The organism is Nonomuraea roseoviolacea subsp. carminata, assembly GCF_024172185.1.
Classification (GTDB): Bacteria; Actinomycetota; Actinomycetes; order Streptosporangiales; family Streptosporangiaceae; genus Nonomuraea; species Nonomuraea roseoviolacea.
The window spans coordinates 1087419-1100180 of the sequence record NZ_JAMZEC010000001.1; the positions used below are offsets into that span (position 1 = coordinate 1087419).

Consider the following 12762-nt stretch of genomic DNA (forward strand, 5'->3'; position numbering starts at 1 on the left):
TAGGGTAGTCCTTGCGCGGGGAAGAGAGACCGTGCGGGCCCAAAAGTCCAGCTCGACGGCATGATGTGATCGGATCGGTACCACCTGGTTAGTGCGCAGCGTCCTAACGCACCCTAGGTTTTGACCCATGACGGAGAACGGGGACGTGACTCCACTGGTCAAGCTGGAGCACGTCGACAAGCACTTCGGGGCGTTGCACGTCCTGAGGGACATCAACCTGACCGTCTCCCGTGGCGAGGTCCTCGTCGTGATCGGCCCTTCGGGTAGCGGTAAGTCGACGCTCTGCCGGGCGATGAACCGGCTGGAGACGATAGACAGCGGGCAGATCATCTTCGACGGACAGCCCCTGCCGGCCGAGGGGAAGGCGCTGGCGCGCCTGCGCTCCGAGGTGGGCATGGTGTTCCAGTCGTTCAACCTCTTCGCGCACAAGACGATCCGCGAGAACGTCACCCTGGGCCCGGTCAAGGTCCGCAAGGTGGCCAAGGACGCGGCGGACAGGCGCGCGATGGAGTTGCTGGAGCGCGTCGGGATCGCGGCCCAGGCGGACAAGTACCCCGCGCAGTTGTCCGGTGGGCAACAGCAACGGGTGGCGATCGCCAGGGCGCTCGCCATGGACCCGAAGATGATCCTGTTCGACGAGCCGACCTCCGCCCTGGACCCCGAGATGGTCCAGGAGGTGCTCGACGTCATGGTCGGGCTGGCACGTGACGGGATGACGATGGTGGTCGTCACGCATGAGATGGGATTCGCCCGCAAGGCCGCCAACCGGGTGGTGTTCATGGCCGACGGGCAGATCGTGGAGGAGAACACCCCGGACGAGTTCTTCACCAACGCGCAGACCGACCGTGCGCGTGACTTCCTGTCGAAGATTCTCACGCACTGACTATTGAGGTGGTACACATGCACATGCGTCGAACCGGAGCAGTGCTCTCTCTTGCGGCCCTCCTGGGTGGTGTGGCCGCGTGCGGGGGCGGTGACGACAAGTCCTACGCCACTGTCGTGGAGAAGATCCAGGGTGGCGGCAAACTGGTCGTCGGCACCAAATGGGACCAGCCGAGCCTGGGCCTGAAGAAGGGCGCCGAGCCCGAGGGCTTCGACGTGGACGTGGCCAAGGCCGTGGTGAAGGAACTGGCCGGTGGCAAGGACGTCGACATCGAATGGAAGGAGTCGGCGTCCTCCAATCGTGAGCCGTTCCTGGCCAACGGCACCGTTGACCTGATCTTCGCCACGTACTCCATCACGGAGGAGCGCAAGAAGAAGGTCACCTTCGGCGGCCCTTACGTCATCGCCCACCAGGACGTGATGGTGCGCAAGGACGACACCTCGATCAACACGCCGCAGGACCTCAAGGGCAAGAAGATCTGCAAGGCCGCGGGCTCCAACTCCTACAAGCGGATCACCGACCCGCCCCCGGACGGCCAGCTCGACCTCGACGCGACGACGGTCGACGCCGCCAGCTACTCCGAGTGCGTGCAGAAGCTGGGCGGCAGCAACCTCGACGCGCTCACCACCGACGACCTGATCCTGGCGGGCTTCGCCAAGCAGGCGGGCGGCAACTTCAAGGTGCTGGGCCAGGGCTTCACAAACGAGAAGTACGGCATCGGCATCAAGAAGGGCGACACCAAGACCTGTGAGGCCGTCAACACCGCGGTGAAGAAGCTGTGGGACAACGGCACCATGAAGCAGCTTCAGGAGAAGTGGTTCGGGGGCATCCAGGGTCTGAAGCTGACCGAGACCGCACCGCCGGCCGAGGGCTGCGCCTAGTCACGTCCGAGGCGGCGGCCGGCGACCCGGCCGCCGCCGTCCTATGCGGTGGAGCACATGGACGAACTGATTACCTACGGCCCCGAGCTCGCTCAGGGCTTCCTGGAGAACATCAAGCTCGCTCTTGTGGGGCTGGTCGTCTCCTTCATCCTCGGCACGATCCTGGTGGCGATGCGCGTCTCCCCGACGCCGGTGCTGCGCGCCGCCGGCACGGCCTACGTCAACGTGGTGCGCAACACCCCGTTGACGCTGGTGCTGGCCTTCTCCGCGCTGGGCCTCAGCGACCAGCTCGGCCTGGTCTTCTCGGACCAGCCGGAGACCAACTCCTTCTGGCTCGTGGGTCTGGGCCTGGGGGCCTACACCGCGGCCTTCGTCTGCGAGGCGCTGCGCGCCGGCATCAACACGGTGCCCATGGGGCAGGCCGAGGCGTCCCGGGCGATCGGGCTGACCTTCTTCCAGACGCTGACCATGATCATTCTGCCGCAGGCGTTCCGGGCGGTCATCGCCCCGCTGGGCAGCGTGGTCATCGCCATGATCAAGAACACGACGGTCGCGACCGCCGGTGGCCTGCTCACCGACTCCGCGGCGACCATGAAGATCGTCTTTGACACGACCGGCGCCTCGATCCCGATCTTCCTCGGCGTCATCGCGGCCTTCATGGTCCTGATCCTGCCGATCGGCTACTTCACCGGGTGGCTGTCGCGGAAACTGGCGGTGGTCCGATGAGCACGAGCGTCCTGTTCGACGTCCCCGGGCCGCGCGCCCGTGTGCGCAACCACCTGCTCACGCTCGTCAGCGTCGTCCTCGTGGGCGCCGTGCTGTACGGCGTCTACCGCGGCTTCGACGCCAAGGGCCAGTGGGCGGGAAAGATCTGGGAGCCGTTCATCCAGGCCGACACCTGGCGGGAGTTCATCATCCCGGGCCTGATCGGCACGCTGAAGGCCGCGGCCGCCGCCGCGGTGCTGGCGATGCTGTTCGGGATGGTGTTCGGTCTGGCGCGGCTGTCGGACCACGCCTGGATCCGAGTCCCGGCGGGCGTGATCGTGGAGGTCTTCCGCGCCATCCCGCTGCTGCTGCTGATCTTCTTCATCTTCTACCTGGCGCCCAGCGTGATGGGCGGCGGCGACTACGCCTTCTTCGCGGTCGTGCTCGGCCTGACCCTCTACAACGGGTCGGTGCTGGCCGAGGTCGTCCGGGCCGGCGTGCTGTCGGTGGCCCGGGGCCAGTCGGAGGCCGGGTACGCGATCGGCATGCGCAAGAACCAGGTGATGCGGCTGGTGCTGCTCCCGCAGGCCATCACGGTGATGATGCCGGCGATCGTCAGCCAGCTCGTGGTGCTGCTCAAGGACACCGCGCTCGGCTACATCATCGCGTACGTCGACCTGCTCAACACCGGCTTCAAGATCCTGCCCGCGGTGTTCTTCGGCTCGCTGATCCCGGCGGCCATCGTCATCGGGATCATCTACGTGGCGCTCAACATGTCGCTGAGCTACCTGGCCACCTGGCTGGAGCGGCGCACGCGGCGCAGCCGCAAGGTGACGGCCGGCCCGGTCGAGCCGCCCAGCGCCATGGCGGCGGTGGGAGCCGGTCAGCCGACCGGTGGCCCCATCATCGACTGACCGAAGCCCTACGGGGCACGGGTTCACAAGGGGCGGTCGCCTGCTGGGGTGACCGCCCCTCACCGTCGCCGATCTTCCGGCAGGATGCCCCTATGCCCTTCTGGCCCTCCCCCGTCTCCACCACCGACGTCGCCCGGTCCGGGCGCCGTCCGTCCTGGCCCGTCGCCCGTGACGGGCAGGTGTGGTGGACCGAGGACCGGCCCGACGAGGGCGGGCGCACGACGATCGTGCGCCGCGCCGCCGACGGCACCCACAGCGAGCTGCTGGCCGCGCCGTGGTGCGCGCGCACCCGGGTCCACGAGTACGGCGGGCGGCCGTACGCGGTGACGCCCGCCGGCGAGGTGGTCTTCTGCAACCTCGCCGACCAGCGGCTCTATCGCGGCCACGACGACCCCGTCCCGCTCACCCCGGCGGGCGACGGCTCCCGCTACGCCGACCTGCTCGTACGCGACGGCCGGGTGTGGTGCGTGCGCGAACGCCACCACGACGGCAAGGTGACCCGCTCCGTCGTCTCCTTCGCCCTCGACGCCCCGGGCGACATGCGCGAGCACGTCACCGGCGCCGACTTCTACGCCTTCCCCGCCCTCTCCCCCGACGGGCGCCACCTGGCCTTCGTCTGCTGGGACCATCCCCTCATGCCCTGGGACGGCACCGAGCTGCGCGTCGCCCGTCTGTCCGACGGCGCCACGTGGACGGTCGCGGGCGGCCCGTCCGAGTCGGTCCTCGCGCCCCAGTGGAAGGACGACGACTACCTCTACCTGGTCTCCGACCGCTCCGGCTGGTGGAACCTGCACGAGGCGCCGGTGCACGGCGGGCCCTCCCGGGCGCTGCACCCGGCCGGGGAGGAGTTCGCGGGGCCGCTGTGGCGGCTGGGCGGGATGCCGTACACCGTGCTCGGCGACGGGCGGCTCGCGGTCCTGCACGGCCGCGGCGACCTGCGGCTCGGCCTGCTCGACCCGCGGACGGGGGCGCTGCGCGACCTCGACGCGCCCTGCGAGGGGTGGGACCCGGCGCTGGCCGCCGACGGCGGCGCCGTGATCGGAGTCGGGTACGGTCCCACGGCGCCGCGGACGGTCCTGCGGGTGGACACCGCGACGGGAGGCGCCGAGACGCTGGCCCGCGACGCCGAGCGGCTGCCCGACCCGGCCTGGCTGCCGTCGCCGCGGGCGGTGGAGCTGCCCGGCCGGGAGGGCCGCCGCGTCCACGCCCGCCTCTACCCGCCGACCGGCGGCGACCCCGGCGCGGCCCCGCCGTACGTCGTCTTCGTGCACGGCGGGCCGACCGCCCACGCGGGCACCGCGCTCGACCTGGAGAAGGCGCTGCTCACCTCGCGCGGCATCGGCGTGCTCGACGTGGACTACGGCGGCTCCACCGGTTACGGCCGGGCCTACCGCGAGCTGCTGCGCGGCCGGTGGGGCGTCGTGGACGTCGAGGACGTCGTCGCGGCGGCCGAGTGGCTGGCCACCGAGGGCCTGGCCGACCCCGCCCGGGTCGCCGTTCGGGGCGGCAGCGCGGGCGGCTGGACCGTGATGGCCGCCTGCTGCCGGTCCGGCGTGTTCGCGGGCGGCGTCTCCTACTACGGCGTCAGCGCCCTGGCCCCGCTCGTCACCCACACCCACGACTTCGAGTCGCGCTACGTGGAGTGGCTGGTCGGCCCGGAGGACCCCGCTCTGTACGCCACGCGCGAGCCGCTCGCCCTGGTCGGCGGGGTGACCTGCCCCATGCTGCTGTTGCAGGGGCTGGACGACCCGATCGTGCCGCCCGAGCAGTCGGCGGCCTTCGCCGACGCCCTGGCGGAGCGCGGGGTGCCGTGCACGTATCTCGCGTTCGAGGGCGAGTCGCACGGGTTCCGCCGCGCGGAGACCCGCGCCACCGCCCTGGCCGCCGAGCTGGCCTTCTACCAGCAAATCTTCAGCTGACCCGGGGTCAGCCCTTGCGCCACTCCCCCGATCCGAGCGCGCCGGCGGCCTGCGGCCCCATCAGGCCGAGCCCGCCGTCCACGAACACCGTCGACCCGGTCACGTACGACGCCGCCGGGCTCGCCAGGAACGCCACCACGGCGGCCACCTCGTGCGCGTCGCCCGGCCGGTTGATCGGGTAGCCGGGCCTGGTGCCGGCCTGCGGCGGCAGGTCGTCCTGGCCGGTCATGGGCGTGGCGATCTCGCCCGGGGCCACGGTGTTGACGGTGATCCCGTACTCCGACAGCTCCAGCGCGAGGACGCGGCTGAGCATCCGCAGGCCGCCCTTGGCCGCGCAGTACGGGCCGGCCCCGACCCGGGGGAACTCCTCGTGGACGCTGGTCACGCTCACGATGCGCCCGCCGCGACCCGTCTCGATCATCCGCCGGGCGGCGCGCTGCGCGCACAGGAACGGCCCGTCGAGGTCCACCGCGACGACCGAGCGCCAGCGCTCGTAGTCCATGTCGAGCAGCGGTTCGGAGCTGCCGGTGCCCGCGTTGTTGACCAGCACGCCGAGACCGCCCAGCTCCTCGGCGAGGTCGTCCACGATCCGCGCGGCGGCCACGGGGTCGGTCAGGTCGTGCCGGCGGACGGTGGCGGCCTTGCCCAGGTCGCGCACCTGCTTGGCGGTGTCCTCGGCTCCGTCGCTGTCGGAGTGGAAGGTGATCCCGATGTCGAACCCCTGCTCGGCCAGTGTCACGGCGGTGGCCTTGCCGATGCCGGAGTCGGCTCCCGTGATGATGGCGACCCGGTCGTACCCCTCGGTCATGACGCTCCCCTCGTCGATGGCGGCTCGTGCCGGACCCCCGTCCCGTGGCGCGCTCCGCGCCGGACGGCGGCTCCCGGGCCCCCTGCCCGCGAACGGCCCCCGTTCACCGGCGTGCGCGCCATCGCCCTGACAGGTCGCTGCCAGGGGGATGCCAGCGGGCCCGGACACCGTGGGGGACATGACCTACGCGACTCCGATGATCGAGACCACCGAGACCATGACCACGCGTGACGGCGTCGAGCTCGTGGCGACGCTCTGGCGGCCCGCCGTGGACGGGCGCTTCCCCGTGCTGCTGTCGCGCACCCCGTACGGCCGGGCCGTCGAGGGCCCGGGCTTCCACCTCGACGTGCCCCGCCTCGTGGCCGCCGGGTACGCGGTCGTCCTGCAGGACGTGCGCGGCACGGGCGCCTCGCAGGGAGAGCTCCAGTTCGTCAGCGGCGAGGCGGCCGACGGCCACGACGCGGTCCGGTGGGCGGCGACCGCGCCGTGGTCCGACGGAAATGTCGGGATGTACGGGGATTCGTACCTGGGCATCACCCAACTGCTCGCGGCCCAGGAGCGGCCGGAGGGCCTGCGGGCCATCGCGCCGCACGTCGCCCCCGCGGGACTGTACGAATGCGTCTACCAGCCGGGCGGCGTCCCCAACCTCAACGTCATCCTCACCGTCAGCGCGATGGTGCTCGCCGTGGACGAGCTGGACCGCCGGATCTCGCTGGGCACGGCCACGCAGGAGGACAAGGACAGGTACCTGGCGGCCGTCGGCCTGCCCGACCGGCTCGGCGAGCGCCTGCTGGAGCTCTCCGAGCGGCTGCCGCTCAGCGACCAGCCGCTGCTCGCGGACCTGGTGCCCTTCTACGCCTCGTGGATGAGCCGCCCCGACCCGCGCGACCCGCTCTGGCGGGACGGGGTCGTCGACCACTCCAGGATCGAGGTGCCCGCGCTGGTCAGCACCGGCTGGTACGACTACTTCCGCGACGGCTCCATCGGGCACTACGAGCGGCTGCGCGGCGAGTCCCGGCTGATCGTGGGCCCGTGGACGCACTTCACGCACGAGCGCGACATCTGCGGGCGCGACTACGGCGACCAGGCGAGCCACGCGGCCGTGGACTGGACGGGGGTGCACCTCGACTGGTTCGACCACTGGCTGCGCGGGGCGCCGATGCGCGACCGGGCCCGCGTGAAGATCTTCGTGATGGGCGACGACGCCTGGCGCGAGGAGGACGACTGGCCGATCACGCGGGCCCGCCGCGTCCCGTACCACCTGCACGTCGACGGGACGCTGAGCACGAGGCCGGCGACGGGCGGCTCCGCCGAGTTCGCCGGCGACCCCGGCGACCCGGTGCCGACCCTCGGCGGGGCGGTCATGACGTTCGACGCGTTCGGCCCGCTCGACCAGCGGCCCCTCGACGAGCGCGGCGACGTGCTGCGCCACCGGAGCGAGCCGCTCGGCGCGCGGTTGGAGGTGAGCGGCGAGGTCGAGCTGGTGGCGCGCGTCTCCTCCACCGCACCCAGCGCGGACGTTACCGCCAAGCTGATCGACGTCCACCCCGACGGGCGGGCCGAGCTGCTGACCGACGGCGTCGCGAGGGTGGAGGGCCTGGAGCCCGGCGAGGTGCGCGAGGTCACGGTACGGCTCGGCGCGATCTCGAACGCGTTCCGGCCGCGCCACCGGATCAGGATCGACGTGGCGGGCTCGAACTTCCCCAGGTTCGGCCGGAACCCGGAGAAGGGCACCACCACGCTGCACGGCCCGTCCTACGTCGTGCTGCCCACCATCCCGTAGACCTCTTCTTTGGACATGGCCGCGCCCCTGGCGAAGCACTCCTCGAAGTGCTCGTCACCGAGCGCGGCCCTGGCCGTCTCCAGGCCCTCCACGGTGTCGAGCGAGGTGTCGCGCGGCTCGACCGCCGACGACGCGCCGAACAGGACGGCGGCCCGCTCCTGATCGCCCGCGGCCTGCGCGGCCAGCGCGAACCCGGCCAGCACCGGCGACAGCAGCGGCCAGCCGGGGTTGCCCTGGCCGAGCGCGCCGAGGGCCAGGCGGTGCTGCTCGATCGCGGCGTCCGGCTCCCCGGTCCGCGCCAGCGCCCGGCCGTACGCGGTCCTGAGCGAGGCGGCGAGCTGCGCCATCGGCGGAGCCTGCGCGAGCAGGTCGAACAGGCCACGGTAGATCTCCAGCCCGCGGTCCGGCTCACCGCGCAGGCAGGCGTACCCGGCCTCGCCCATCCCGAGCAGGAACAGCGTGTGCGGCGTGGTGTCCTCGTCCACGCCGGCCCTGGCCCTGGCCAGGTCCTCGCCCGCGCCGTCGAGATCGCCGCCGCGCATGCGCAGCTCCGCCAGCCTGATCAGGGTCGAGATCTCCTCGTCGGCGCCGACCCAGCGGCTGGTCATGCCCCAGACCTCGGCGATGATGTCACCGGTCGGCGCGCCCCTGGCGGTCCGCAGCTCGGCCAGGCCCAGGAGCGCCTCGGTCAGCCCCCACCGGTCGCCGAGCCTCCTGAACCCGGCCACCGACCGCTCGAGGTCCTCCTCGGTACGGCGGCTCAGGCCGCCGATCATGAGGGCGGAGCTGGCCAGCCAGGGATCGTCGCTCTCGACGTACCCTCCGAGCAGCTCGGCGGCCACCTTCTCGCGGCCCGCGACGGCGGCCATGACGACCCTGCTGAGCTTGAGCATCGGGTGCAGCGGCCCCTCCTTCTCGGCCACCTCGACCAGCCGGTCCATCCGGTGCGACAGCGCCAGCATGGCGGGCCGGTCGTCGACGATCGTGCCGAGCATGGACACGCCGTACCCGAACATGCAGGACGTGTAGGCCCCGGCCAGCCCCGGCGGCGGCTCGTCGCCCGCCAGGTCGAGCACCTGCGCGGCCCAGGCCGTGGCCTCCCGCCGGTAGCCGCACATCCACCAGTACCAGGTGAGCGCTCCGCACAGCCGCAGCGCGCTCTCCACGTCCCGTTCCTCGACCGCCCAGCGCAGGGCGGCGGCGAAGTCGTCGCGCTCGGGCGCCATCCGCTCCAGCCAGGCGGTCTGCGCGGCCGTGCGCAGCTCGGGCACCGCCCGTTCGGCCAGATCCAGCAGGTACGCCGCGTGCCGCCGGCGGTACTCGCCGGCCTCGCCCGCCTCGGCCAGCCGTTCGAGCGCGTAGGCGCGGATGGTCTCCAGCATCGAGGAGCGGCCCTCGGGCGAGACCTGGACCAGCGACTTGTCGGCGAGCGCGCCGAGCACGTCCGCCGCTCCCCCGCAGACCGCCTCGACCGCCTCGACCGCCTCCAGCGTCGCGCCGCCCGCGAACACGCCGAGCCGCCTGGCCAGCACCCGCTCCTCGGCGTCCAGCAGGTCCCAGCTCCACTCCACCACCGCTCTGAGCGTCTGCTGGCGCGGCAGCGCGGTCCTGCTGCCGCCGGTGAGCAGCCTGAACCGGTCGTCGACGCGGTCGGCGAGCTGCCGCGGCGTCATGGTGCGCAGGCGGGCCGCGGCCAGCTCGATGGCCAGCGGCATGCCGTCCAGCCGGCGGCAGAGCGCCACCACCGCGGCCACGTTCCCCTCGTCGATCGCGAACCCGGGCCGGGCCGCGCGGGCCCGGTCCAGCAGCAGCCGGACCGACGGGTACGCCTCCGCCCGCACGGGGTCCGCGCCGACGGGCGGCGGCGCGAGCGGCGGGACGGGCGCCAGGTGCTCGCCCGGCACGTTGAGCGGCTCCCTGCTCGTGGCCAGCACCCGCAGGCCGGGGCACGCGGTGAGCAGCCGCTCGGCCAGCTCGGCTGCCGCGTCGACGAGGTGCTCGCAGTTGTCCAGCACGAGCAGCGCGGGCCGGCCCGCGACGGCCTCGGCCACCTGCGCCACCGGGTCGGCCCCGTCCGCGGGCATGCGGTACGGAGGGCGGTCGTCACGCAGCCCCAGCGCGTCGAGCACGGTGCCGACGACCTCGTGCGGATCGGTGACCGGGGCCAGCTCGACCATCCAGGCCGCTTCGGCGGATCGCAGCGCCAGCTCGGTGGCCAGCCTCGTCTTGCCCGCGCCGCCCGGGCCGACCAGCGTGACGACCCGGGCCCGGGCGAGCAGGTCGGCGAGCTGGTCCAGCTCGGCCTCGCGGCCGATGAAGCTGGTCCTGGGGGCCCGGACGTTGCCCCTCCGCCGGGGCGGGGCCGGCGGCTCCGGGGTGGGGACGTCTCCGGAGACGACCGCGACGTGGGCGGCCCGCAGCTCGGGGCCGGGATCGACGCCCAGCTCGTCGGCGAGTGTGCGGCGGGTGCGTTCGAACAGCTCCAGCGCCTCGGCCTGCCGTCCCTCGGCGGCCAGCGCCCGCATGGCCAGGGCGGCCAGCCGCTCGCGCAGCGGGTGCGCGGCGACCTCGGCGGTCAGCTCGACCGGCGCCCCGGCCGCCAGCCGGGCCTCGACGGCGGCGAGGCGGTCCTGCTCCAGGGCGGCGGCGGCGTTCGCCAGGAGCGGCACCGACGTGAGGTCCGCCAGCGCCGGTCCGCGCCAGAGCTCCAGGCCCTCCCCGCTGCGGGCCGTCCTCCTGAAGCGGAGGGCGTCCACGTCGTCCGGTTCCACGGCGAGCGCGTAACCGCCCGGCCTGCTCTCCACCGCCTCGTACGGGCGCAGCGCCGCCCGCAGCCGCTTGACCAGCGTCTGGAGGGCGTTGGCCGCGTTGGCGGGGGGCTCATGCGGCCACAGGGCGTCGATCAGCCGTTCGGTGGTGACGGTACGGCCGGCCTCCAGGGCCAGGAGGGCCAGCAGCGCCCGCAACCTGACCCCACCGACCGCGACCGGTCCCTCGTCGCCCTCGACCTCCAACGGGCCAAGGATGGATATCCGCACATGTCACATCCTGCCCTGCTCTTCCGTGCCCTGCCCTGCCCTGCTCGGCCCTGCTGGACGGGGCGGGTCAGCGGGCGAACTCGGTGGCGCGCGACTCGCGGACGACCGTGATGCGGATCTGCCCCGGGTAGGTCAGCTCCTCCTCGACCTGCTTGGCCACGTCGCGGGCGATCACCTGCGCCTGGATGTCGTCGATCGCGTCGGGCTTGACCATGACCCGGATCTCCCGGCCGGCCTGCATGGCGAAGACCTTCTCCACGCCCTCGTACGACTGCGCGATCTCCTCCAGCCGCTCCAGCCGCTTGACGTACGCCTCCAGCGACTCGCGGCGCGCGCCGGGACGGCTGCCGCTGATCGCGTCGGCCGCCTGGGTGAGAACCGCTTCGACGGTGCGCACCTCGACCTCGTTGTGGTGCGCCTCGATGGCGTGGACCACGTCCTCCGACTCGCCGTACCGGCGGGCGATCTCCGCGCCGATCAGCGCGTGGCTGCCCTCGACCTCGTGCGTGAGCGCCTTGCCGATGTCGTGCAGCAGCGCGCAGCGCTTCATCAGCCGCTGGTCCAGCTTGAGCTCGGCGGCCATGATGCCGGCGATGTGCGCCGACTCGATGAGGTGCTTGAGCACGTTCTGCCCGTACGAGGTGCGGTAGCGGAGCTGGCCGAGCAGCAGCGTCAGCTCCGGGTGCATGTCGGTGATGCCGAGCTCGACCAGGGCGTCCTCGCCGGCGCGGGCGCACAGGTCCTGGACCTCGGCGCGGCTGCGCTCGTGGGCCTCCTCGATGCGCTGCGGGTGGATGCGGCCGTCGAGCACGAGCTTCTCCAGGGTCAGCCTGGCGGTCTCCCGGCGTACCGGGTCGAAGCAGGACAGCAGGACGGCCTCGGGGGTGTCGTCGATGATGAGGTTGACGCCGGTCGTCGACTCGAACGCCCGGATGTTGCGGCCCTCGCGGCCGATGATGCGGCCCTTCATCTCGTCGCCCGGCAGGTGCAGCACGCTCACCACGGACTCGGCGGTCTGCTCGGCCGCCACCCGCTGCACCGCCAGCGTCACGATCTTGGCGGCGCGCTTCTCGCCCTCCTTGCGGGCCTGGCCCTCGATCTCCCGGATGATCAGCGTGGCCTCGCGCTTGGCCTGGTTCTCGATCTCCCTGACCAGCTCCGCCTTGGCCTGGGCGGCGGTCAGCCCGGCCACCCGCTCCAGCAGGGCCCGCCGCTCGTCCTCGATCTGGAGCAGCTCGGCCTTGCGGTCGGCGAGGCGGGTCTCGTCCTCGGCCAGCTTGCGCTGGTGCTCGGCCTGCCGCCGGGCCTCCTCGTCCAGGCGCTCCTCGCGCTCGGCCAGCCGGGACTCGCGGCGTTCGAGATCGGCGCGCAGCTCCTTGAGCTCGGACTTGAGGATCCGGCCCTCCTCCTCGACCTCGCGCCGCATCCGCGCGGCGCTCTCGGCCGCGGCCTCGGAGCGGCGCAGGATCTCCTCGGCGTCGGACTCGGCCTTGCCGCGGATCTCGCCGGCCTCCTGGCGGGCCTGCTCCAGCTCCTCGTGGACGGCCTGGAGCTGCTCGGCGGACGGCTTGCCGGACTGCGGCGCAAGACCCGAGGTGCGGCGTACCACGAGGAGGAGCGTGGCGATCATGCCGAACGTGAGCAGGAGCACCGCCACCGACAGCACAACGACAAGCGGCCCCATGCGCTCCCCGCCCTCCTCGCGTCGTCAACACCCGTAACGTGGCCACAGAACGCGAGGTGTCACATGCGCGGCGCGGAACGCCCGGTCGGCGTCATCACGACGCTGACATCAAGGCCGATATCAAGCCAAGGCGGAAGCCAGGCCCGC

General features: G+C 72.6%; 9 protein-coding genes. 6 read left to right on the forward strand and 3 right to left on the reverse strand.

Features of this window, described 5'->3' with window-relative positions; translation table 11 throughout:
* The first annotated feature begins 127 nt into the window (after positions 1 to 127).
* The 5 genes from HD595_RS04985 (at position 128) to HD595_RS05005 (ending at position 5302) form a co-directional block, all read left to right on the forward strand.
* Positions 128 to 883, forward strand: a complete 756-nt coding sequence (locus tag HD595_RS04985) for an amino acid ABC transporter ATP-binding protein (protein WP_281387389.1) — start codon at positions 128 to 130, stop codon at positions 881 to 883.
* A 17-nt stretch (positions 884 to 900) separates the two neighbouring features.
* Positions 901 to 1764, forward strand: a complete 864-nt coding sequence (locus HD595_RS04990; protein ID WP_253766029.1) for a glutamate ABC transporter substrate-binding protein — start codon at positions 901 to 903, stop codon at positions 1762 to 1764.
* 57 nt (positions 1765 to 1821) lie between these two features.
* Positions 1822 to 2490, forward strand: coding sequence for an amino acid ABC transporter permease (locus tag HD595_RS04995; RefSeq protein ID WP_253766031.1), 669 nt, complete (start codon positions 1822 to 1824; stop codon positions 2488 to 2490).
* Positions 2487 to 3383, forward strand: coding sequence for an amino acid ABC transporter permease (locus tag HD595_RS05000; RefSeq protein WP_253766033.1), 897 nt, complete (start codon positions 2487 to 2489; stop codon positions 3381 to 3383). The genes HD595_RS04995 and HD595_RS05000 overlap by 4 nt, the downstream gene beginning before the upstream one ends.
* Before the next feature lie 92 nt (positions 3384 to 3475).
* The gene (locus HD595_RS05005; protein WP_253766035.1) at positions 3476 to 5302 is read left to right on the forward strand and encodes a S9 family peptidase; all 1827 of its coding nucleotides are present in this window, start codon (positions 3476 to 3478) and stop codon (positions 5300 to 5302) included.
* A 7-nt stretch (positions 5303 to 5309) separates the two neighbouring features.
* Here HD595_RS05005 and HD595_RS05010 read toward each other — a convergent pair whose 3' ends face one another.
* Entirely contained in the window at positions 5310 to 6110 is an 801-nt protein-coding gene (locus tag HD595_RS05010) for an SDR family oxidoreductase (protein ID WP_253766037.1), read from the reverse strand.
* A 178-nt stretch (positions 6111 to 6288) separates the two neighbouring features.
* On the opposite strand from HD595_RS05010, the gene HD595_RS05015 reads away from it, so the two are divergent.
* Entirely contained in the window at positions 6289 to 7893 is a 1605-nt protein-coding gene (locus HD595_RS05015; RefSeq protein ID WP_253766039.1) for a CocE/NonD family hydrolase, read from the forward strand.
* On the opposite strand, the gene HD595_RS05020 is transcribed toward HD595_RS05015, so the two are convergent.
* Together HD595_RS05020 and rny are read right to left on the reverse strand one after the other, a co-directional pair.
* The gene (locus tag HD595_RS05020) at positions 7866 to 10907 is read right to left on the reverse strand and encodes an AfsR/SARP family transcriptional regulator (protein ID WP_253766041.1); all 3042 of its coding nucleotides are present in this window, start codon (positions 10905 to 10907) and stop codon (positions 7866 to 7868) included. The two genes, HD595_RS05015 and HD595_RS05020, sit on opposite strands and share 28 nt — an antisense overlap.
* Before the next feature lie 91 nt (positions 10908 to 10998).
* Entirely contained in the window at positions 10999 to 12615 is a 1617-nt protein-coding gene (gene rny / locus HD595_RS05025) for a ribonuclease Y (protein WP_253766043.1), read from the reverse strand.
* Positions 12616 to 12762: the final 147 nt, after the last annotated feature.